Source organism: Pseudomonas sp. MBLB4123 (assembly GCF_051904775.1).
GTDB classification, from domain to species: Bacteria; Pseudomonadota; Gammaproteobacteria; order Pseudomonadales; family Pseudomonadaceae; genus Aquipseudomonas; species Aquipseudomonas benzenivorans_B.
This window is the reverse complement of sequence record NZ_CP196711.1, coordinates 815,251-835,962: the sequence shown is the minus strand read 5'-3', so window position 1 is coordinate 835,962 and position 20,712 is coordinate 815,251. Positions and strand designations below refer to the sequence as shown.

Below are 20,712 nucleotides of genomic sequence, written 5' to 3'. Positions count from 1 at the left end.
AATATGGGCACCCAGCAGCTGCGCCTGACCCCGGCCGAGCAGCCTGTGACCGGCAGCTACCGCCTGCAGGTGGCCGAGGTGATAGAGGAAACGGCCGACGCCCGCTCGCTGGTGCTGCGGGTGCCCGCCGAGCTGCGCGAACGCTTCGCCTACAAGCCGGGGCAGTTCCTCAGCTTCCGCGTGCACTACCAGGGCAAGCTGCTGACCCGCTGCTACTCCATGGCCAGCTCGCCGCACTGCGACGCCCTGCCCAAGGTCACCATCAAACGGGTCGCCGACGGCCGGGTGTCCAACTGGATGAACCAAGAGGTGCAGGCCGGCGACTGGCTGGAGGTGCTGCCGCCGGCCGGTCTTTTCTGTTTGAACGAAAGCCAGCTGGCCGCCGCTGACCACGACCTCGTGCTGTTCGGCGGCGGCTCGGGCATCACTCCGGTGTTCTCCATCCTCAAGTCGGCGCTGCATACCACCCAGCGACGGATCAAGCTGATCTACGCCAACCGCGACGAAGCCTCGGTGATCTTCAAGGACGAACTGCGCCAATTGGCCAAGGCTAACGGCGAACGCCTGCAGGTGGTGCATGTGCTGGACTCGCTGCAGGGCTTTCTGACCGCTGCCGAGGTGCGCCAGCTGGTGCGCGGCCATGCCGGCGCCGAGTTCTTCATCTGCGGCCCCGGGCCCTTCATGGACACGGTGGAAGGCGCGCTGCTGGCGCTCGGCGAAGCGCCGGCGCGCATCCATGTCGAGCGTTTCGTCTCGCCGCCCGATCCAGACCAGCTGCAGGCGCAGCAGGCCGAGGCGCGCGCGGCCAGCCTCGATTCGAGCTGCGCAAGCCTGACCGTGGAGCTGGATGGCCAGCCCCACGAGATCCCCTACCAACCCGGCGACACCCTGTTGCAGAGCTGCAAGGCGGCCGGTCTGGCGGTGCCCTCCTCGTGCGAGGAAGGCTTCTGCGGCGCCTGCATGTGCCGGGTCGAGGAAGGCGAAACCCGGCTGGCGCGCAACGACGCGCTCAGCGCCCAGGAGCTGGCCGCGGGCTGGACCCTGGCCTGCCAGAGCCGGCCGGGCAGCGCGCGGTTGCGGGTGAAGTTCCCCGACTGAGTGCGTGCGCCAAGTGTTAGCTCCTTTTCCCCGGCTCAGGCCGGGTTTTTTCTGCGCCCGCCACAACGGGCAACGGCCTGTCACCCATGACCTGCCCCAGGCTTAGTCTCAATGGACGATCACCGGCGGCCGCGCTGTGGTTAGACTCCGCACGAAGAACCTACTCACAACAATAAAACGAGGTGCGTAATGGCACGATTGCAGAACAAGGTGGCGGTGGTTACTGGTGCCGCTTCGGGTATCGGCCTGGCCTGTGCCCGGCGCTTCGCCGAGGAAGGCGCACAGGTGGTGGGGCTGGATATCGGTGCCGCGCCGGCGGAGTTTCCCGGTCTGTTCATGACCCTGGACGTGCGTGACGAGGCGCAGGTCGAGCAGCTGATGAGCGAGATAGTCGGCCGCTTCGGCCGCCTGGATGTGCTGGTCAATGCCGCCGGCATCGCCGACCAGGGCAGCATTACCGCCACCAGCACGGCCAACTGGCAACGGGTGCTGGACATCAACCTGACCGGCAGCATGCTCACCAGCAAGTACGCCCTGGCACCGATGCAGGCCCAGCGCAGCGGCTCGATCATCCATATCGGCTCGATCTTCGGCCTGCAGGGCTGCGACAACAACGTCGCCTACAACGTGGCCAAGGGCGGCATCAACCAGCTGACCCGCTCCATGGCCATCGACTACGGCCATGCCAATATCCGCGTCAACGGCCTGTGCCCCGGGCTGATCGATACGCCGATGACCTCCATGGTCCGCGACAATCAAGCCTTCCATGCCTACTTCGCCTCGCAGCACATGCTGTGCCGCGCCGGGCAACCGGAGGAAGTGGCCAACGTTGCGCTGTTCCTCGCCTCGGACGAGGCCAGCTTCGTCAGCGGCCAGATGATCGCGGTGGATGGCGGTTTCTCCGCCGGCCGGCGTTTCGCTCCGCCGCAGTAAGCCCGCCTCCGCGGGCCGGACGCCCTGCCCGGCCCGCTGCCCCTTTGCCCTGATCCTCTGCCCGAGGAGGTGCCATGTCGCCCGTCGAATCCACCACCATTCCGCAACTGCTGGCCAATGCCGCCCAGGCCTTTGGCGACAGCCCGGCCATCGTCGACGGCGGCCGGCTCATCGGCTACCGCGAACTCGACCGGTTGCGCCAGCAGGCCGCCTTTGCCCTGCTCGCCCTGGAGATCCAGGCCGGCGAGCGGGTGGCGATCTGGGCACCGAACATCTGGGAATGGATAGTCGCCGCCAGCGCCCTGCACAGCGTCGGCGCGGTGCTGGTGCCACTGAATACGCGGATGAAAGGCAGCGAGGCCGGTTTCGTCCTGCGCGAGAGCGGCGCCAGCCTGCTGTTCTCAATAGGCGAGTTCCTCGGCGTCGACTACCCACGTCAGCTGGACGCCGAGCACTTGCCGGCGCTGCGCAAGATCGTCTGCCTGCGCGGCAGCGCGGCGGATTGCCTGGACTGGGCCGAGTTTCTCGCCCTCGGCCGCAATGTCCCGGCCGCCGTGCTGGCGCGCCGTCAGGTGGCGGTCACGTCGCAGTCGCTGTCTGACCTGCTGTTCACCTCCGGCACCACCGGCCGGCCCAAGGGGGTGATGAGCGAGCACGGACAGAACCTGCGGGTGGTGCGCGACTGGAGCGCGGTGGTCGGCCTGCGTCAGGGTGAGCGCTACCTGATAGTCAATCCGTTCTTTCACTCCTTCGGTTACAAGGCCGGCTGGCTGGCGGCGCTGATGCGCGGCTGCTGCATCTACCCGCAGCAGGTGTTCGACGTCAAACAGCTGATGGCCTGCGTGGCCCGCGAGCGGATCAACGTGCTGCCGGGGCCGCCGACCCTCTATCAGTCGCTGCTGGCCTACCCCGAACGCAGCCAGTACGACCTGTCCTCGCTGCGGGTGGCGGTGACCGGCGCCGCGGCGATTCCGGTGCAGATGATCCAGCGCATGCGCGACGAACTGGGCTTCGCGACCATAGTCACCGCCTACGGCCTCACCGAGGCCTGTGGCTTCGCCAGCATCTGCCGACCCGGCGATGCGGCGGAACTGGTCGCCAACAGCAGCGGCCGGGCCATGCCCGGCGTCGAGCTGTGCTGCGTGGACGGCGAGGGCCGCCGCCTGCCGCCGGGCGAGCCCGGCGAGGTGCTGGTGCGCGGCTACAACCTGATGCGCGGCTACTTCAACGACCCCCAGGCCAGCGCCGAGGCCCTGGACGCCGACGGCTGGCTGCACACCGGCGATATCGGCGTACTCGACGCCCAGGGTTACCTGCGCATCACCGACCGGCTCAAGGACATGTTCATCACCGGCGGCTTCAACGTCTACCCGGCGGAGATCGAGCAGTGCCTGCTGAAATACCCCGGGCTGGCCCAGGTCGCGGTGATCGGCATCGCCGACGAGCGCCTCGGCGAGGTGGCCATGGCCTTCCTGCAACCGGCGCCCGGCCAGCGCATCGCGCAGGACGAGGTGCTGGCCTGGTGCCGCGAACAGATGGCCAACTACAAGGTGCCGCGCCGCCTGCAAGTGGTCGAGGCGCTGCCACTGAACGCCGCCGGCAAGGTGACCAAGCAGCAGCTGCGCGAGTGGGCGGCGCATGGTGCTTGAGCCAAGCCGCTCTAGCGCCAACTAAGAACGGGCCCTGAGGCCCGTTTTTTTAGGCTATGTCCCAATAGCGTGTTGCATGGTTCGTCCTACCGCCTCCTGGATGCAGTGAACCGGCCGAATGCCGTGCTGATAGCGCTCCAGCATACGGCGCCAGCCCAGATAGTTCGGGAGGTAGCGGGTGGCCACGCCATGAAAGCGGGTCATCCAGTTCTTCAGTCGACTGTGGTAGGCATTGTCGTTCTGGATATGGAAGGCGCCCTGGCGTACGCGCTGGCCGGGGCGAGCATGCACGACCTAATGGGTGATGCCCTGCACCCGGGCGAAACTGGCATAGACCGCCGCTCCGTCAGTGCACAGCACGGACTCCTGATCGATCAGCGGCGCCAGCGCTTTGCGTACATGCACAGCATCGAGCTTGGCCAGTGTGAAGTCAGCGGTATGCCCCTCCCGGTCGCGCACCACCATCACCGGGATTTGGTCTTTCCCCGTGCCGCGGGTCACGCTGACCCCGCCCCGTTTACGCGGCGGCCGCGGTAAGCGTCGCTGACCTTTGAATGACTCCAGAAAGAACGTTTCATCCACTTCGACAATCCCGGTCTCATGGGTGGCGTGATGCTCGGCGGCTGCCGCCAGGAAACGGTGCCTCCAGAGAAACGCGGTGTTCTTACTGGTGTTCTTACTGATGCCGCACGCCTTGGCAGCCTTGCGCACGCTCAGCCCATTAATCAGTGCCTGGGCATAGTCTTTCCAGCGCTCGGGGTAGTGCAGGCGGGCAAGGCCGGTTGCCGACAACGCGGTACACGTCCGTCGGCAGCTACGGCAGCGATAGCGGCGCAGACCACGCGACCATCCCCAGGGCGCGAGGTATCTGGCAGCGGCCTGGCAATGCGGGCAACTCTGCAGCGCCGGCAGGTCATCAAGCACCGCTGTTGTGGGCGGGCTTTGCGGGGCTTGATGAAGCGTGGATTTCTGCTGGGGGCTGAGCTGGCCTAGTTGAGCCAGCCAGTGGTGAAAGGCTTGAGTGCCCATGATGGGCAGACCTCCCGAGCGGATGCCTGCCTTTCAGATTAGTTCTTGCAACACATCATTGGGACATAGCCTTTTTATTGCCGGTTTCAGATCACCCGCGCCGGGTGCTGCAGCCGCGGCGCGCCGAGCATCTCCCGGTAGGACGGCGGCTGGCGGCCTGCCGCCTCGCTGATGCCGTAGCGCGGGGCGATCTCGGCGGTCACCAGGGTCTGCCCGCTGTAGCTCGGCAACTCCGGGTCGCCCAGCAGCGCATGGATCACCCGGCCATTGAACTCGGGGGTCTCGGCCTGGGCCAGAAACGCCTGGTACTGCTCGCCGTGCTGCTCGCCGGCCAGGCGGGTGCGTTCGGTCAGTTGCGGCCCCAGCCACAGCGACACAGCAGCCACCTCAGTGCCCTCGAAGTCGATGGCCATGTCCGCCGCCAGCTTGTCGACCCCGGCCTTCTGCGCGCCGTAGGCCGGACCGTGCATATAGCAGCCGGCGCCGAACGAGGAGGTGAAGGCGATCAGCCCGCGGCCGGCCTTGAGCAGCAGCGGCGCGGCATGATAGCTGGCGACATAGGCCGAGCGCAGGCCGACCTCGAGGATGTCCACCAGTTCCAGGGGCTTGGCCCAGAAGGGCCCCGGCTCGATCAGTTGCTCGTGGATGGCGGCGGCGTTGTTCACCAGCAGGTCCAGGCGCCCGCACTCTTCCGCGACCCGGGCGAACAGCGCCTGCACCTGGGCATCCTCGGCATGGTCGCAGTTCACCGCGATGCCACGGCCCCCGGCACGGGTGATGGCCTCGGCACAGTCCGCCAGGGAACCATTCAGCGCCTGGCCATAGAGGCGCGAACCGGCCTGGTCCGGGGCGCGACCGGTGACATACACGGTCATGCCGGCGGCGCCGAGGGCCAGGGCGATGCCCCGGCCGACACCACGACTGGCGCCGGTGACCACTGCCACTGGGTTGGATGCGTCTCTCATGGGGATCTCCTATCTAAGGTGCCGCGTCTTATTGCGCCAATGCCGCGGCGTGGCGCGCACCGGCCGGCTGGGCCTGGGTACGAATATGCTCGGCCGCCCGAAAGCCGAAGACCATGGCCGGGCCCAGGGTCGAGCCGGCACCCGGGTAGGTGCGGCCCATCATCGAGGCGGCGCAGTTGCCTATGGCATAGAGGCCGGCGATGGGCTGGCCGTCCACATGCAGTACCCGCGCTTGCGTGTCGGTGAGCAGGCCGCCCTTGGTGCCTATGTCGCCGGCGTCGATGCGCACCGCGTAATAGGGGCCCTTGCTCAGCGGCGCCAGGCAGGGGTTGGGCCGCATGTTGGGGTCGCCGTAGTAGCGATCGAAGGCCGACTCGCCCTTGTGGAAATCCTCGTCGACGCCGGCAATCGCCATGGGGTTGAAGCGTGCCACGCTATGCGCCAGGCCCGTCGGGTCGACGCCGATCTGCGCGGCCAGGGCCTCCAGGCTAGCGGCCTTGTGGTAGTAGCCGCGCAGGTGCTTGGGCACCTGCCAGTCCGGCTGGGCATAGCCGGGCAGCAGCGCGCCGCAGGGGTATTTGCGGCGGAATTCGGCGTCGAAGACCATCCAGCAGGGCACGCTGGTCGCGCCCTCGCGGTTGTGCGCGTACATGGCGTAGACGATATCGGTGTAGGGCGCCGCCTCGTTGACGAAGCGCTGGCCGGCCGAGTCGACCAGGATGCAGCCGGGCAGGGTGCGCTCGACGAACAGCGCGCGCTGCTTCTCTTCACCCGCCACGTGCACGGTCGGCGCCCACCAGCTGTGCTCCAGCAGCGCGGTGGCCGCGCCTATGGCCTGGCCCGCGCGCAACGCATCGCCGGTGTTGTGCGGCGGCGTGGCGCTCCAGGCGGCCTGGGACGGCTGCGGCAGATGCTGCTCGCGCATCGCCTGGTTGCGCTCGAAACCGCCGGCGGCCAGCACCACCCCATGGCGCGCCTTGATCCGCAGCGGCTGCCCCTCGCGGCTGGCCAGCACGCCGCCCACCCGGCCGTCGGCGACTATCAACTCCTGCAGAGCGCAGTTCAGCCACAGCGGCACGCCGCGGTCGCACAGCGAGGCGCGCAGGGCGCCGATCAGCGCATTGCCTAGGGTCAGGAAACGGTCGCGGCGCGACAGCCGACGGCCCCGCCAGTCGCGCCAGTAGCGCCACATCAGCTTGGCGGTCAGGCCGAGCCAGCCTGGGCCGCGACATAGCAGCACCTGGGCCTCCTGCATGGTCATGGCCATGCGCCCGAGCATTAGGGTGCCGGGCGACGGCGGGCGCATGCGCAGGAACTCCTCGCCCAACTCGGCGGCGTCGAAGGGCAACGGGTCCATGGAACGGTACCCCGGCTTGCCACCCTCGACCTCGGGGTAGTAATCGGCATAGCGCGGCTGCGCCTCGAAGCGCACCCGGCTGTGGGCCTCGAGGTACTCGACCATGGCGCGGCCGTGCTCGACATAGGCCTCAATGCGCCCATCGTCGATTTCCCCCTGGGTCACCGCGCGGATATAGCGAATGCCCTCCTCGACCGAGTCGCTGCCGCCCAGGGCGGCGATCCGGTGGTTATTGGGAATCCAGATGCCGCCGCCGGACACCGCCGAGGTACCGCCGTACTGCGCGCTCTTCTCAATCAACAGCACGTCCAGGCCCAGGTCGTGGGCGCGCAGCGCGGCGGTCATGGCCCCAGCGCCGGAGCCGACCACCAGCACGTCGCAGCACTCGTCCCAGTAGATCTTGTCTTCGTTCATCGCTCATCTCCGCCCGGGGCCCGAAGAACCGGATTGGGACCGCCGCGGCGCCCAGGAGCAGACGGTCATGCCGACAATTGTTCGCAGCCGCCGGGAGACGGGGCATCGTCCGATGGGACTACCATTCTCAGGCGCCGAGGCGAGTCAAATGGGTTAGTCCGCTTGGACGATGTTGGGCCTTCGGCTGTGACCCCATAGTCACCCCAGCTCCCCCCTAAAACTGAAGTGAAGGTCGGGTAGCCCCGACTCCGTAAGAGGACGACATGATAAGAACAACAATCGCCCCGCAACCGCTGTGCAGCGCCATCCGCCTCGGCCTGGCGCTGCTGGTCGGCGGCCTGGCCAACCAGGCCAGCGCCCTGTCCTTTCAGCCCAGCGACGAGCTGCGCATCGACTGGGACACCACCCTGAGCTACAGCCTGGCCTGGCGCACCGAGGGGAGGGATCGCCGGCTCACCGCCGATGCCGATGGCAACGACGGCGACAACGCCTTCGACAAGGGCAGCCTGATCAACAACCGCCTCGGTTTCCTTACCGAGGCCGACTTCAGGTGGCGAGACGACTACGGCCTGTTCGTCCGCGCCGCCGGCTTCTACGACAGGGTCTACGACCAGGGCAACGACAACGACAGCGGCAGCTCCAACTGCTTCGCCGGCGGCCAGTGCTCGCGCCCCGATCGCTTCTCCCGGGAGACCATCGACCAGCACCGCGAAGACCTGCGCCTGCTCGACTCCTACTTCTACGGCAGTTGGGACATAGGCGGACACAACCTCAACCTGCGCCTCGGTGACCAGGTGGTGAGCTGGGGCGAGAGCCTGTTCTACCAGGGCATCTCCTCGGCGCAGAGCCCGGTGGACGCGACCAAGGCGACCACCCCGGGGGTCGAGGTCAAGGAGATCCTGCTGCCGGTCGGCCAGCTGTTCGCCCAGTTCAGCCTGACCGACAGCCTCGATCTGCAGGCCTACTACCAGTACGAGTGGCAGAAGACCGAATTGTTCGGCGTCGGCAGCTACTTCTCCACCACCGACCTGATCGACGAAGGCGGCTTCAACGATTCCACCGGTTTCCTCCGTCGCCTGAAGGACGACAAGCCGAGCGACAGCGGCCAGTATGGCGTGGCCCTGACCTATACCGCCGAGTCGCTGAACAGCACCGAGTTCGGCCTCTACTACTCGCGCTATCACGACAAGACCCCGACCCTGGACTTCCTCAGCGACTTCGGCAGCTACCGGGCGCGCTACTTCGACGACATCGACCAGTACGGCGCCAGCTTCGCCACCGTGCTCGGCGACACCAGCCTGTCCGGCGAAGTAAGCTACCGCGACGGCCAGCCGGTGCTGGTCGACACCACCACCACCTTCAGCGGCTTCGGCTTCCCCATCGACATCCCCTTGCCGCCCCACGCGGTGCGGGCCAAGACCCTGCAGGCGCAGGTGTCGATGATCCATGTACTGGGCCCGACGGCCTGGGCGGACAACACCACCCTGGTCGGCGAGCTGGTCTACAACAACGTGCTCAGCCACGACCGGGCCGAAGCCTTCACGGTGTTCATCCCAGGCATAGGGCCGCTGGACAGCCCACGCTCCGACACCCTGTTCAAGGACCGCGACGCCTGGGGCTATACCGTGCAGGCGACGTTTGACTACAACAACGTGTTCAGCGGTTGGGACATGTCGGTGCCGGTCACCTACAGCACCGCGGCGCAACGCGACAGCTCGCTGCTCGGCTCGATCAACTCGGGCGAGGGCGACGATCGCATGAGCGTCGGCACCACCTGGCGCTATCTCGGCAACTTCACCGTGGAGGCGCGATACAACGCCTACCTGGGCAACGCCAAGAACTCGCCCCTGGCGGACCGCGACAACCTCGCGCTCAACTTCAAGTACCGTTTCTGACGCCTCTGACGGAGGAACCCAGCATGACTAGAAGCACCCCCAACCTGCTGCGCACGGCCCTGGCCGTTACCCTGCTCGGTGCCAGCCTGGCCGCCCAGGCCAAGGTCACCCCGGAACAGGCCGCACGCCTGGGCCAGGACCTGACGCCCCTGGGCGCCGAGAAGGCCGGCAACGCCGACGGCAGCATCCCCGCCTGGTCCGGCAAATGGCGCGGCGCGCCGCCCCACGTCCAGTTCGCCGGCCCGGGCGCGGCCTACCCCGACCCCTACGCCGACGAGCAGCCACTGTTCGTCATCACCGCGCAAAACATGGCGCAGTACGCCGACAACCTCAGCGACGGCCAGCAAGCGTTGCTCAAACGCTACCCGAGCACCTTCAGGATCCCGGTCTACCCCAGCCATCGCGACTTCCGCTACGACCAGAAGACCGAGGAGTACATCAAGCACAACGCGCTCAACGCCGAGCTGATCGACGACGGCAACGCGGCGGCCAACGCCTTCGGCGCCTCGCCTTTCCCGATCCCGCAGAACGGCAGCGAGCTGATGCTCAACCACACCATGCAGGGCCGCGCTGCCAAGGAAGAGGCCACCTACCTGCAGGCGGTGAACTACGCCGACGGCAACAAGGTGTTCGAGAAGGTCAACTACAAGATCTTCTCGGTCTGGTCCGACCCGAACAACAACCTGGATACGGTCGATGGCATGTTCACCCACTTCCTGCTGACCACCCTGGAACCGGTGCGCAAGAAGGGCGAGATGGTGGTGGGCCACGAGTTTATCAACCCGGTAGCCAGCCCCCGCCAGGCTTGGCAGTACGCCCCGGGCCAGCGCCGGGTGCGCCGTGCGCCCACGGTGGGCTACGACTCGCCCACCGGCGCCGGCGGATTCCGTGTGTACGACGAGGACCGCCTGTTCAACGGCGCCCCGGACCGCTACGAGTGGAAGATCCTCGGCAAGAAGGAGCTGTATATCCCCTACCACAACTACAGGCTCGACGACCCCAGCGTGAGCACCGAGCAACTGCTGTCTACCGCCGGCCACCTCAACCCCGACTACATGCGCTACGAGAAGCACCGGGTCTGGGTCCTGGAGGCCACGCTCAAGCCCAACAGCCGGCACATCTATGCCAAGCGCGTGCTCTACCTCGACGAGGACACCTGGGCCGCGACCCTGGCCGACAACTACGACAGCCGTGGCCAGTTCTGGCGCACCAACATGCAGGCCTCGATCTACGCCTACGATATGCAGCGCTACCACGCCCGCCTGGGCATGTACCACGACCTGATCGCCGGCTCCTACATGGTCGACCGCCTGCTGGTCGATCAGCAACCGGCCCTGCTCAACGCCAGCAGCTTCACCGAGAGCGACTTCACCCCGGGCAACCTGCGTAAGCTGGGAACCCGTTAGCCCTGGGCCAGGCTGGCGCCCCGGCGCCGGCCTGGCCGCTATGACGCGCAGCGCCGGCCCCAGGCGCTGCTGCCTATCACGCCCCGATATTGAGCGGCCTCGCCTGGCGGTCGACAGCGAGACCGTTCGACCCGCGCCCATCACTGTCGAGCCACTGTCACAGTCGCTCGCCAGTCTGATGGGCCTTTTGCCCTTCGCCTCAACCCCGTGGAGATAACAACAATGAGAAGAACCCTGCTCGCCACTTCCCTGGCCGCGGCTGCCATCACTCTGGCCCAGCCGGCCAGCGCCCTGAACATACTGCTGACCAACGACGACGGTTGCCGCGCCCCGGGCATCGCCGCCGTCCACCAGGCTCTGGTCGCCGCCGGCCACCAGGTCACCCTGGTGGCACCGGACAAGGACAACAGCGGCATAGGCGCGGCCAGCGTGGTCAGCCCCGGCCAGGCCCTGGCCGTGACCGAGCTGGCCGCCGGCAAGTACTGCATCGGCGCCCCCGCCGACCATGTGCCCGAACATGGCAAGAACGGCGCCATCGGCACCCCGGTGGACGCGGTCAACGTCGGCCTCGACCTGCTGCTCAAGGACAATCCGCCGGATCTGGTGGTGTCCGGCAGCAACTTCGGCGACAACGTCGGCCCCCTGACGCAGATGTCCGGCACGGTCAATGCCGCCGTACGCGCCATGTTCAAAGGCGTGCCGGCGATCGCGGTGTCCACCGCCATCGACCTGGAACTGATCATGCGCGACCGCCAGGCCGGCTACCTGAAGACCCTCAACGCCCTGGACGACACCGCCAACTTCACCGTCAAGGTGATAGAAAAAGCCAGCGCCGAGGGCGCCAAGGCCAAACAGCAGTGTGACAAGAGCCATGGCAGGGCCAAGCCGTTCTGCGCGCTGAACGTACTCGGCTTGCCCGGCACCACGGGGCTGAACCTCAACTACCCGGCCCTGGAAGCCGGCGAGGTGAAAGGCGTGGCCTATGCGCCGATCGGCGACTGGGGCATGGTCGTCTTCCAGAGCCAGCGCGGGGCCGATGGCGTGGTACGGGTCAATCTGGTGCCGCCGCCGATGCCTAGCGCCGAGCAGCAGCAGGCCGATGCCTACCAGCTGTTCGCCGGCAAGGCGGTGATCACCGTGATCGACGGCAATATGACCGCCCCCGGGGCCCTGCTGAAGCAAACCAAGAAGATGCTTAAGGGCCTGACCCCATAACTTCGTCATGAGTTGATGCACTGGAAAGTCAGAAGGCCCTGCCGGGTTGCGGCAGGGCCTTCTGTATTCACCCAAGAGCCTGTTGGGTCAGGGCATGGCTAGTCGCGTAGCGTCGTATTCCCAACAGCAGGGTTTCCCTGCGCAGCGCTCGCCACCCGTCTCTGCCAGCCACGCGACGCTACTGCTGAAAGGAGACGAACTCCACCACCTCCAGCTCGAAGCCGGCGACCGCCTTGTAGGGCACCGGTGAACTCAGCAGGCGCATCTTGCGCACATCCAGATCGCGCAGTATCTGCGCCCCTATGCCCAGGGTGCGCTGGGCGAACTGCGGTGGCCGCGGCTCGCCGGCGCTGCGCTGGCGCAACTGCTCGAGCAGCGCGTCCGGGGTCTCGCGCTGAGCCAACAGCACCACCACACCGCAACCCTCAGCGGCCACGTGCGCCAGAGCCCGGTCCAGGTTCCATTGCGCCGGACCGCTCTCGGACTCGCAGCCCAGGGCGTCGCGCAGGGTCTCGACCGCTTGCACCCGTACCAGGGTGGGGCGCTGGCGCTCGCCCCGGCCCTTGACCAGAGCCAAATGCAACTGCCCCTGATAGCTGTCCTGATAGGTCAACACGCGAAACTCGCCATGCCGGGTATGCAGCGGATACTCCCCGGAATGCTGGATGCAACCCTCGTGGAGGATGCGGTAGTGGATCAGCTCGGCGATGCTGCCGATCTTCAGGCCGTGCTGCTGGGCGAATTGCCACAGCGTCTCGCCCTGGGCCATCTCGCCGGTCTCGTCGAGGATGCTGACCAGGGTGGCGGCCGGCAACAGACCGGCCAGGCGGGTCAGATCGCACGCCGCCTCGGCCGGACCGGCGCGGTTCATCACCCCGCCCGACTGCGCCTGGATCGGGAAGATATGCCCGGGCTGCACCAGATCGCTGGGCCGACTGGCCGGATCGACCGCGACCTGCACAGAACGCGCCCGGTCGGCCGCGGAAATTCCGGTACTGACGCCCTGCGCGGCCTCGATCGACACGGTGAAACCCTGGCCGTTGGGCGCCCGCGAATGCGGCACCATCAGACCGAGACCGAGTGTCCGGCAACGCTCCTCGGTGAGCGCCAGGGCGATCAGGCCGCGGGCCTGCATGGCCATGAAGTTGATCGCCTCGGCGTCAACCTGTTCGGCGGCCATGATCAGCATACCTTCGGTCTGCATCTCGTCATCGGTCAGCACCACCATCTCGCCGTGGCGCAGCGCTTCGAGCAGCTCCTGAATTGCGTTCAATTGCATGTTAAGACTCTCGATTCAGCGCCGCACGCAGATCGGCGGCGGCGGTGGCCAGGGCTTCGGCGCCCTGCTCGACGAAGGGCGCCAGGCTGACGAAGCCGTGGATCATCCCCGCGCAGCGCTTGGCCCGCACGCTCACCCCGGCCTGGCGCAGACGCTCGGCGAAGGCCTCGCCCTCGTCGCGCAGCGGGTCGAACTCGGCGGTCAGCAGGGTGGTCGGAGGCAGCCGCTCCAGGTCCTCGGCCAGCAGCGGCGAGGCCAGCGGGTCGACCGCCTGCTCCGGCGTGGGCAGGTACTGACGCCAGCACCAGTGCATCTGCTCGCGAGTGAGGAAGTAGCCCTCGGCGAACGCCGCATAGGAGGCCGAGGCGCAGCGCCCATCGGTGACCGGGTAGAACAGGCACTGGTAGGCGATGCGCGGCCCGCCCTGCTCGGCCGCCAGGCGGCTGACCGCCAGCGCCAGGTTGGCGCCGGCGCTGTCGCCGGCCAGGGCCAGGCGCGAGGCGTCCACACCCAGCTCGGCGGCGCGCTCGCACAGATCGCGAGTGGCCTGGTAGCAGTCCAGCGGCGCCACCGGAAACTTGCATTCTGGGGCCAGCCGATAGGCCACCGACACCACCGCGGCGTCAGTCAACGCAGCCAGGCTGCGGCACAGGTTGTCGTGGGTATCCAGGGTGCCGAAGGCAAAGCCGCCGCCATGGAAGAACACCAGCAGCGGCAGGTTGCTCTCTGCGCTCGGCCGGTACAGGCGCGCCTCCAGTGGGCCGGCCGCGCCGGCCACGCGCAGCGCGCGCACCTCGGCCATCTCGGCGCCGGGCAGCGGCGGCATCATATGGTCGACGACCTGGCGGTAGCTGGCCGCGTCGAGCCGGCTGAAGTCGGGTTGCGGCTGGCCGCTGAACTGGGAAAGGACGGCGGCGATCTGCTTATCGAGCGGCATGGGAGTCCTCCTGGGCCATCTGGAATATCGGGTTGGTCTCGTCGAGGATGCTTTGCAGGCGGCTCTGCAGCGCCGGTTTGAAGAACTTGTGTGGGAGGATCCAGAAGCGCTTCTCCTCCACCGCGGCGAACACCAGTTCGGCCAGCGCCTGCGGGCTCATGCCCTCGCGGATACTGCTGCCGAGCAGCGCGTCGAGCTGCGCATCGGCGGCGCCGGTGATGCAGTTGGAATCCATTATCGCGCTGGTCACCGGCCCCGGGCAGAGCACCGAGACGCCGACCTGGGCGCCGAGCATGGCGAGCTCGTAATGCAGGGTTTCGGAGAGCGCCACCACCGCCTGCTTGGTCACGGTGTAGGGTGCCATCAGCGGGCTGCTGACCAGCCCGGCGAGCGAGGCGGTGTTGACCACATGGGCCGGGCGGCCCTGCGCGAGCAGCAACGGCACGAAGCTGCGGATGCCGTTGATCACCCCCTGCAGGTTGACCCCGAGCATGCGCTGCCACTGCGCCGTGCTGATCTCCCAGCAGTGCCCGGTCTGCATCACCCCCGCGTTGTTGAACAGCAGGTCGACACCGCCGTAGCGTGCGACCGCGAGGTCGCGCAGGCCCTCGACCTGGGCCGGGTCGGCGACATCGGCGACGCAGGCTAACGCCTCGGCGCCCCGGCCCTGCAACTCGGCGCACAGCGCCCGCAGGCGCGGCGCGTCGACATCGCTGAGCACCAGGCGCAACCCCTGCCCCGCAGCATATTCGACCAGGCCGCGGCCGATGCCGCTGGCCGCCCCGGTAATCACCGCCACGCGGCCCTGTTCACTGCTCATGCTCGGCTCCTGCTGATAGTGGTAGCGCAACCAGTAGAGCCGTCCAGACCGCAGCGGCCATCGTCCATTCAGACGATGCCCTCAACCACAGGCATTGCAGAATCCAGAGCGTGCATCAGCGCTGCCCCGGGTTTGCCTGAACCTGCGCCGGCCCAATCAGCCCCATCTGCGGAGAACAACAAGATGAGCACCCTGCATCGCATCGAAACGCGCCCCCTGGAAGACCGTTACGCCCGCGGCTGGCATTGCCTCGGCCTGGCCGCGCAGTACCGCGACGGCAAGGCCCACCGCCTGGACGTGTTCGGCACCCGTCTGGTGGCCTTCCAGGGCGAGGACGGCGAGCTGCGCGTGCTCGACGGCTACTGCCCGCACATGGGCGCCGACCTCAGCCAGGGCTGCGTCGAGGGCAACTCGCTGCGCTGTCCCTTCCATGCCTGGCGCTGGGGCGCCGACGGCGTGTGCGACGACATCCCCTACGCCAAGCGCATCCCGCCACGGGCCAAAATCAAGAGCTGGCCGCTGCTCGAAGAGAACCAGCTGCTGTTCATCTGGAACGATCCCGAGGGCAACCCGCCGATCGCCGCGCAGCGCATCCCGCGGATCGCCGAGTGTTTCAGCGACGACTGGGCCAACTGGGAGGTGGCCGAGCTGCAGATCGCGACCAACTGCCGCGAGCTGATCGACAACGTCGCCGACATGGCGCACTTCGGCACGGTGCACGGCGCCCCGGTCGAGGCATTCAGCAACGTCTTCGAGGGCCATACGGCGACCCAGATCATGCGTGCGCGCAGCGAACGGCTGTCCGGCGACAGCGAGCTGAGCACGGTGGCCACCTACTTCGGTCCGGCCTACCAGATCACCCAGATGACCGGCGAGATGGATGGCCAGCCCATCCACTCGATCCTGCTCAACTGCCATGTGCCGATCGACCTCAACAGCTTCACCCTGCGCTACGGCGTGCTGGTGAAGAAGATCCCCGGGCTCAGCGACGAGCAGAACAGCGCCATGGCCAAGGCCTACGTGCAGCAGGCGCAAGAAGCCTTCTACGAGGACGTGGCGATCTGGCACAGCAAGACCCGGGTCGACAACCCGCTGCTGTGCGACGGCGACGGTCCGGTCTACCAGCTGCGCAAGTGGTACCAGCAGTTCTACCACGACGTCGCCGCGCTGCCGGCCGAACTCGGCGAACGCAAGGTGTTCTCCGTACGCAGCCCGGAGCCGGCCTGAACCCGAGGTTGGCGGCTGCGCCTGCCGCCAGCCGCCCCCTCTAGCCCGCGCGTTGCGTTCGACGGAAGACGCCGTTTATGCTCGGGGGCCGACACTGCATAAAAATAACAACGGTACCCCTATGGCTATGGCACGCACTCTCAGCCTCGAGACGTTCAGCGAGTTGCTCGGCAATCTCTATCAGGGACCGTTGGAGACTATTCCCTGGGCCAGCTTCCTCAACCAGCTCAACCTGCACCTGGACAGCAAGTACGTCACCTTCATCCTGCGCCCGCCGAGCCAGCACGACGCCGGCCTGATGGTCAACACCACCGGCACCTCGGCCGAGGCCACGGCGTCCTACAACCGTCACTTCTTCGCCCTCGACCCCTTCGTCGACCTGCCCAATCGCCAGGTCGTGACCAATGCGGAATTCCTCTCCGACGACGCCTGGCAGAATTCCGAGTTCTACAAAAGCTTCCTCGAGCCGGTGGACGTCTTCCACATCCTCGGCGCCGACATCAACACTGGCGACGGCGCGCAGTGCCGCATCCGCATCAGCCGCAGCCGCACCGCACCGCCCTTCGACGACACCGACAAGGCCCTGCTGGCGCAGTTCATCCCGCACCTGGAGCGCTCGATAGAGATCCATATGCGCCTCAACCGCATCGAGACCGAGCGCGACCTCTATGCCGGCGCGGTGGACCAGATGGCGGTGGGCACCATCATCCTCGACGAGACCGGCAAGGTGCTGCAGACCAATCAGATCGCCGACCAGCTGCTGCAGGACAAGGACGGTCTCAAGCTGGTCAACGACGGCCTGCAGGTCGGCACCGCCCGCGACACCCAGGAGTTCCGCCGCCTGCTCAAGCAGTCGTTGCTGTCGCAGAAGAGCGGCAGTCCCTCGGTGGTCGAGGCCCTGCGCGTGCAGCGCCCGTCCGGCCGTGCGGACCTGGGCATCATAGTGCGCTCGGTGCCGCTGGCGGCCTGGAGCGAGGGCAAGCAGTGCCCGGCGGTGGTGATTTTCATCAGCGACCCGGAACAGCAGTCCAGCGCCCCCCAGGAAATCGTCCGCGCGCTGTTCGACCTCACCCCGGCCGAGACCCAGCTGGCCCTGCTGCTGGCCAACGGCCTGACCCTCGACGAAGCCTCGGAAGAACTGGGCATCAGCCGCAACACCGCGCGCGCGCACCTGCGCTCGACCTTCTCGAAGACCGGGGTGACCCGCCAGACCATGCTGGTGCGGCTGATCCTGCGCAGCGTGGCGACCCTCGGCTAAGCCCCGTCCGTAGTCCGCATGGACGATGGCGGGGCGGCTGCCGACGCGCACAGTGCCTCCATCGAGACTCCATCCCCAGGCGCAGGGGGCCATGCCATGCGAAGCTGTCCGACCATCCTGAAAACCGAACTGCTGGCCGAGAGCGGCTACTTCCAGATCGAGGCCCTGCACCTGCAATTCAGCAACGGCCAGCAACGGGTCTACGAACGCCTGCGCGGCACCGGCTATCGCTCGGTGATGCTGGTGGCCCTGCCCGATCCCGAGCACGTGCTGCTGGTGCGTGAGTACGCGGTGGGTGTGGAACGCCAGGTGCTCGGCCTGCCCAAGGGCGGCGCCGAGCCGCACGAGAGTTTCCTGCAGGCGGCCCAGCGCGAACTGATAGAAGAAGTCGGCCTGCGCGCCGATCGCCTGACCGAACTGGGCGAACTGACCCTGGCCCCCGGCCACCTGTGCCATAGCTGTCAGGTGGTCCTCGCCGAACAGCTGAGTCCCAGTTACCTGCCCGGCGACGAACCCGAGCCGCTGGACCTGATCCGCCTGCCGCTGAGCCAGATCGGCGAGCTGGTGGCCTGCGGCGAACTGCACGAGGCCCGCGCCATCGCCGCGTTGTTTATGGCCCTGAGCGCCCTGGCGCGACGCGGCTAAGGCGCCAGCTGCCGACCACTGATCGCCCGTGCCGCACCCTAGTCCATTCGGACGAAGCCGACCGCCACATCCGCGCCTAAGGTGGCTGCACAACAACAACAAAACCCGGTTCCGGCCGCGACGGCGCAACAGTCCGAACGCGGCGGCTCCTGCAAGCCGAGGTGCGCCATGAAGAAAGTCACCCTTACCCTGTTGCTCTTCGTCTGCATCACCAGCGCCGCCGCCCTCAGCCTGCTGCAGCAACCTAGCTACCGACTGGCGAGCCAGCCCGCCTGCCAGGCCTATGTCGGCGGCTGCTATATGCCCGCCCCCTCGATCCATCGCCTGCTGCCCTGAAGCGGCAGCGCCAGCTCCTTCAAGCCCTGGGCCGGGTTAACCGCTGCATCCCCTTGCGGCCGGCGCACTGTGCGCGGACGCCCAGGCTGGAGCAGGGACTGTAGGGCGCGCTCAGCGAGAGAACGACCGAGTCGCCCGCCGGGCAGAGCCCCATAACCGGCACTATCCACCCGCGCCAGCACCTGTGGCCCTGAGGCGCCCCAAAAACTCGACCCTCGTGCCAACCACGCAAACAAAAACGGCAGGGCTTGCCGCGCAAGCCCTGCCGTCTGTGGCGCAGACGCTAGCCCCTCAGGTCGGCAATACCTCGCGCGAGCGCGACAGGGTCAGCGCCAGGTCTTCGATCATGTCTTCCTGACCGCCCACGGTGCCGCGCTGGCCCAGTTCCACCAGCAGTTCGCGGGCGGAGACGCCGTACTTCTTCTCGGCGCGTTTGGCGAACAGCAGGAAGGAGCTGTAGACCCCGGCATAGCCCAGGGTCAGGGCGTCGCGATCCAGGCGAATGGGCTGATCCATCATCGGCACCACCAGGTCCTCGGCCACGTCCATGATGGCGTAGAGGTCGACGCCGCTGTCCACGCCCATGCGCTTGAGCACCGCGACGAACACCTCCAGCGGGGTGTTGCCGGCACCGGCGCCGAGGCCCGCCACCGAACCGTCGATGCGCGCCGCGCCGGCCTCGATGGCGGCCAGGGAGTTGGCGATGGCCATGCCCATGTTGTGGTGGCCGTGGAAGCCGATCTCCACCTCGGCATTCAGGCCGGCGCGCAGCACCGCGATCTTCTCGGTCACTTCGTCCGGCAGCATGTAGCCGGCCGAGTCGGTGCAGTAGATGCAGTTGGCGCCGTAGCTCTCCATCAGCCTGGCCTGCTCCAGCAACTTCTCGGCGCTGACCATATGCGCCATCATCAGGAAGCCGACGGTGTCCAGGCCCATCTTCGCCGCCATGCCGATATGCTGCTCGGACACGTCCGCCTCGGTGCAGTGGGTGGCCACGCGTATGGTGGAGACGCCGTGCTCATGGGCCATCTTCAGGTGATCGACCGTGCCGATGCCGGGCAGCAGCAGGGCCGAGACCTTGGCCTGTTTCATCTTGGGGATCACCGCGGCGAAGTACTCCTCGTCGCTGTGGGCCGGGAAGCCGTAGTTCAGCGAGGCGCCGCCCAGGCCGTCGCCGTGGGTGATCTCGATCAGCGGCACGCCGGCGGCGTCCAGGCCGGTGGCCACGTTGACCATCTCGTCCAGGCCGATCTGGTGGCGCTTGGCGTGCATGCCGTCGCGCAGGCTCATGTCGTGCAGGCGCACGCGCTTACCTTGCAGGTTCATGTTGTTTCTCCACTCAACGGGCAGGCAGTTGCAGGGCGCCCTTATGGGCCTCTTCGGCGAACATCTCGGCGGTGCGCAGACCGGCGGCGGTCATGATGTCGAGGTTGCCGGCGGACTTCGGCAGGAAGTCGCCGAGCCCCTCGACCTCGACGAAGATCGACACCTTGCGGCCGTCGAACACCGGGCCGTTGATCAGCTTGTAGCCGGGCACGTAGCGCTGCACCTCCTTGACCATGTCGAGCACCGAGGCGCGGATGGCGTCCTGGTTCGGCTCGGATTCGGTCAGGCAGTGGATGGTGTCGCGCATCATCAAAGGCGGTTCGGCCGGGTTGATGACGATGATCGCCTTGCCGCGCTGGGCGCCGCCGATCTTCTCCACTGCGCCGGCGGTGGTGCGGGTGAATTCGTCGATGTTCTGCCGGGTGCCCGGGCCGACCGAGCGGGACGACACGGTGGCGACGATTTCGCCGTAGCTGACCGGCTGCACCCGCGACACGGCGGCGACCATGGGGATGGTGGCCTGGCCGCCGCAGGTGACCATATTGACGTTCAGCGCCAGGGTCTCGGCGTGCTGCTTGAGGTTGACCGGCGGCACACAGTAGGGGCCGATGGCCGCCGGGGTGAGGTCGATCATGATCACCCCCAGCTCATTGAGCTTGCGGCTGTTCTCGGCGTGCACATAGGCCGAGGTGGCGTCGAAGGCGATGCGGATGTCATCGTCCAGCACGTGCGGCAGCAGGCCGTCGACGCCCGCGGCGCTGGTCTTCAGGCCCAGCTCGCGGGCGCGCTTGAGGCCCTCGGACTCGGGGTCGACGCCGACCATCCACACCGGCTCGATCCAGTCGGAGCGGCACATCTTGATCAACAGGTCGGTGCCTATGTTGCCCGGGCCGATGATGGCCGCCTTGAGTTTCTTGCTCATG

At 67.3% G+C, this 20,712-nt stretch carries 17 protein-coding genes and 1 pseudogene; 10 read left to right on the top strand and 8 right to left on the bottom strand.

Annotated features, from left to right (window positions below):
* Window positions 1-3: 3 nt before the first annotated feature.
* From ACSX1C_RS04185 to ACSX1C_RS04175, 3 genes are all read left to right on the top strand, one after another.
* Window positions 4-1,098, top strand: a complete 1,095-nt coding sequence (locus ACSX1C_RS04185) for a 2Fe-2S iron-sulfur cluster-binding protein (protein ID WP_439888373.1) — start codon at window positions 4-6, stop codon at window positions 1,096-1,098.
* A gap of 189 nt (window positions 1,099-1,287) precedes the next feature.
* Entirely contained in the window at window positions 1,288-2,031 is a 744-nt protein-coding gene (locus ACSX1C_RS04180) for an SDR family NAD(P)-dependent oxidoreductase (RefSeq protein ID WP_439888372.1), read from the top strand.
* Between the two features lie 74 nt (window positions 2,032-2,105).
* Complete coding sequence (locus ACSX1C_RS04175; RefSeq protein ID WP_439888371.1) at window positions 2,106-3,680, top strand: FadD3 family acyl-CoA ligase; 1,575 nt, start codon at window positions 2,106-2,108, stop codon at window positions 3,678-3,680.
* Window positions 3,681-3,734: 54 nt separating this feature from the next.
* On the opposite strand, the pseudogene ACSX1C_RS04170 reads toward ACSX1C_RS04175, so the two are convergent.
* The 3 genes and pseudogenes from ACSX1C_RS04170 to ACSX1C_RS04160 all read right to left on the bottom strand — a co-directional run bounded on the left by ACSX1C_RS04170 (window position 3,735) and on the right by ACSX1C_RS04160 (window position 7,445).
* Window positions 3,735-4,709: pseudogene (locus ACSX1C_RS04170) on the bottom strand (IS1595 family transposase).
* Window positions 4,710-4,795: 86 nt separating this feature from the next.
* On the bottom strand, window positions 4,796-5,674 hold the full coding sequence (locus ACSX1C_RS04165) for an SDR family NAD(P)-dependent oxidoreductase (protein WP_439888370.1): 879 nt from the start codon (window positions 5,672-5,674) through the stop codon (window positions 4,796-4,798).
* A gap of 28 nt (window positions 5,675-5,702) precedes the next feature.
* Window positions 5,703-7,445: an FAD-dependent oxidoreductase gene (locus tag ACSX1C_RS04160; protein ID WP_439888369.1), complete on the bottom strand. Its 1,743-nt coding sequence runs from the start codon at window positions 7,443-7,445 to the stop codon at window positions 5,703-5,705.
* A gap of 263 nt (window positions 7,446-7,708) precedes the next feature.
* Between ACSX1C_RS04160 and ACSX1C_RS04155 the strand changes: the two genes are divergently transcribed.
* The 3 genes from ACSX1C_RS04155 to surE all read left to right on the top strand — a co-directional run bounded on the left by ACSX1C_RS04155 (window position 7,709) and on the right by surE (window position 11,961).
* On the top strand, window positions 7,709-9,340 hold the full coding sequence (locus ACSX1C_RS04155) for a DUF1302 domain-containing protein (protein WP_439888368.1): 1,632 nt from the start codon (window positions 7,709-7,711) through the stop codon (window positions 9,338-9,340).
* 23 nt (window positions 9,341-9,363) lie between these two features.
* On the top strand, window positions 9,364-10,746 hold the full coding sequence (locus tag ACSX1C_RS04150) for a DUF1329 domain-containing protein (RefSeq protein ID WP_439888367.1): 1,383 nt from the start codon (window positions 9,364-9,366) through the stop codon (window positions 10,744-10,746).
* A 222-nt stretch (window positions 10,747-10,968) separates the two neighbouring features.
* On the top strand, window positions 10,969-11,961 hold the full coding sequence (gene surE, locus ACSX1C_RS04145; protein ID WP_439888366.1) for a 5'/3'-nucleotidase SurE: 993 nt from the start codon (window positions 10,969-10,971) through the stop codon (window positions 11,959-11,961).
* A 178-nt stretch (window positions 11,962-12,139) separates the two neighbouring features.
* On the opposite strand, the gene ribB is transcribed toward surE, so the two are convergent.
* From ribB to ACSX1C_RS04130, 3 genes are read right to left on the bottom strand one after another with little or no spacing between them, the layout of a single operon-like run.
* A complete protein-coding gene (gene ribB / locus ACSX1C_RS04140; protein ID WP_439888365.1) occupies window positions 12,140-13,240 on the bottom strand; it encodes a 3,4-dihydroxy-2-butanone-4-phosphate synthase in 1,101 nt (366 codons plus the stop codon).
* Window position 13,241: 1 nt separating this feature from the next.
* Entirely contained in the window at window positions 13,242-14,177 is a 936-nt protein-coding gene (locus tag ACSX1C_RS04135) for an alpha/beta hydrolase (protein ID WP_439888364.1), read from the bottom strand.
* Window positions 14,164-14,997: an SDR family NAD(P)-dependent oxidoreductase gene (locus tag ACSX1C_RS04130; RefSeq protein WP_439888363.1), complete on the bottom strand. Its 834-nt coding sequence runs from the start codon at window positions 14,995-14,997 to the stop codon at window positions 14,164-14,166. The genes ACSX1C_RS04135 and ACSX1C_RS04130 overlap by 14 nt, the downstream gene beginning before the upstream one ends.
* 183 nt (window positions 14,998-15,180) lie before the next feature.
* On the opposite strand from ACSX1C_RS04130, the gene ACSX1C_RS04125 reads away from it, so the two are divergent.
* The 4 genes from ACSX1C_RS04125 to ACSX1C_RS04110 all read left to right on the top strand — a co-directional run bounded on the left by ACSX1C_RS04125 (window position 15,181) and on the right by ACSX1C_RS04110 (window position 18,463).
* Window positions 15,181-16,224 (top strand): Rieske 2Fe-2S domain-containing protein, encoded by a 1,044-nt coding sequence (locus ACSX1C_RS04125; RefSeq protein ID WP_439888362.1) that lies wholly within the window; start codon window positions 15,181-15,183, stop codon window positions 16,222-16,224.
* Between the two features lie 127 nt (window positions 16,225-16,351).
* Window positions 16,352-17,482, top strand: a complete 1,131-nt coding sequence (locus ACSX1C_RS04120) for a helix-turn-helix transcriptional regulator (RefSeq protein ID WP_439888361.1) — start codon at window positions 16,352-16,354, stop codon at window positions 17,480-17,482.
* A 96-nt stretch (window positions 17,483-17,578) separates the two neighbouring features.
* Window positions 17,579-18,127 (top strand): ADP compounds hydrolase NudE, encoded by a 549-nt coding sequence (gene nudE, locus ACSX1C_RS04115; protein ID WP_439888360.1) that lies wholly within the window; start codon window positions 17,579-17,581, stop codon window positions 18,125-18,127.
* A gap of 168 nt (window positions 18,128-18,295) precedes the next feature.
* The gene (locus tag ACSX1C_RS04110) at window positions 18,296-18,463 is read left to right on the top strand and encodes a hypothetical protein (protein ID WP_439888359.1); all 168 of its coding nucleotides are present in this window, start codon (window positions 18,296-18,298) and stop codon (window positions 18,461-18,463) included.
* A gap of 291 nt (window positions 18,464-18,754) precedes the next feature.
* On the opposite strand, the gene dmpG is transcribed toward ACSX1C_RS04110, so the two are convergent.
* The gene (gene dmpG, locus ACSX1C_RS04105) at window positions 18,755-19,789 is read right to left on the bottom strand and encodes a 4-hydroxy-2-oxovalerate aldolase (protein WP_439888358.1); all 1,035 of its coding nucleotides are present in this window, start codon (window positions 19,787-19,789) and stop codon (window positions 18,755-18,757) included.
* Window positions 19,790-19,802: 13 nt separating this feature from the next.
* Window positions 19,803-20,711, bottom strand: coding sequence for an acetaldehyde dehydrogenase (acetylating) (locus ACSX1C_RS04100; protein ID WP_439888357.1), 909 nt, complete (start codon window positions 20,709-20,711; stop codon window positions 19,803-19,805).
* Window position 20,712 lies beyond the last annotated feature (1 nt).

Excerpts from the sequence above, each read along its gene's own strand:
- ACSX1C_RS04100 (WP_439888357.1), bottom strand. The coding sequence starts at position 20,711 with ATGAGCAAGAAACTCAAGGCGGCCATCATCGGCCCGGGCAACATAGGC.
- surE (WP_439888366.1), top strand. The coding sequence starts at position 10,969 with ATGAGAAGAACCCTGCTCGCCACTTCCCTGGCCGCGGCTGCCATCACT.
- ACSX1C_RS04175 (WP_439888371.1), top strand. The coding sequence starts at position 2,106 with ATGTCGCCCGTCGAATCCACCACCATTCCGCAACTGCTGGCCAATGCC.
- ACSX1C_RS04135 (WP_439888364.1), bottom strand. The coding sequence starts at position 14,177 with ATGCCGCTCGATAAGCAGATCGCCGCCGTCCTTTCCCAGTTCAGCGGC.
- ACSX1C_RS04150 (WP_439888367.1), top strand. The coding sequence starts at position 9,364 with ATGACTAGAAGCACCCCCAACCTGCTGCGCACGGCCCTGGCCGTTACC.
- ACSX1C_RS04165 (WP_439888370.1), bottom strand. The coding sequence starts at position 5,674 with ATGAGAGACGCATCCAACCCAGTGGCAGTGGTCACCGGCGCCAGTCGT.
- ribB (WP_439888365.1), bottom strand. The coding sequence starts at position 13,240 with ATGCAATTGAACGCAATTCAGGAGCTGCTCGAAGCGCTGCGCCACGGC.
- nudE (WP_439888360.1), top strand. The coding sequence starts at position 17,579 with ATGCGAAGCTGTCCGACCATCCTGAAAACCGAACTGCTGGCCGAGAGC.
- ACSX1C_RS04120 (WP_439888361.1), top strand. The coding sequence starts at position 16,352 with ATGGCACGCACTCTCAGCCTCGAGACGTTCAGCGAGTTGCTCGGCAAT.
- ACSX1C_RS04125 (WP_439888362.1), top strand. The coding sequence starts at position 15,181 with ATGAGCACCCTGCATCGCATCGAAACGCGCCCCCTGGAAGACCGTTAC.
- ACSX1C_RS04160 (WP_439888369.1), bottom strand. The coding sequence starts at position 7,445 with ATGAACGAAGACAAGATCTACTGGGACGAGTGCTGCGACGTGCTGGTG.
- ACSX1C_RS04185 (WP_439888373.1), top strand. The coding sequence starts at position 4 with ATGGGCACCCAGCAGCTGCGCCTGACCCCGGCCGAGCAGCCTGTGACC.
- ACSX1C_RS04180 (WP_439888372.1), top strand. The coding sequence starts at position 1,288 with ATGGCACGATTGCAGAACAAGGTGGCGGTGGTTACTGGTGCCGCTTCG.
- ACSX1C_RS04130 (WP_439888363.1), bottom strand. The coding sequence starts at position 14,997 with ATGAGCAGTGAACAGGGCCGCGTGGCGGTGATTACCGGGGCGGCCAGC.
- ACSX1C_RS04110 (WP_439888359.1), top strand. The coding sequence starts at position 18,296 with ATGAAGAAAGTCACCCTTACCCTGTTGCTCTTCGTCTGCATCACCAGC.
- dmpG (WP_439888358.1), bottom strand. The coding sequence starts at position 19,789 with ATGAACCTGCAAGGTAAGCGCGTGCGCCTGCACGACATGAGCCTGCGC.
- ACSX1C_RS04155 (WP_439888368.1), top strand. The coding sequence starts at position 7,709 with ATGATAAGAACAACAATCGCCCCGCAACCGCTGTGCAGCGCCATCCGC.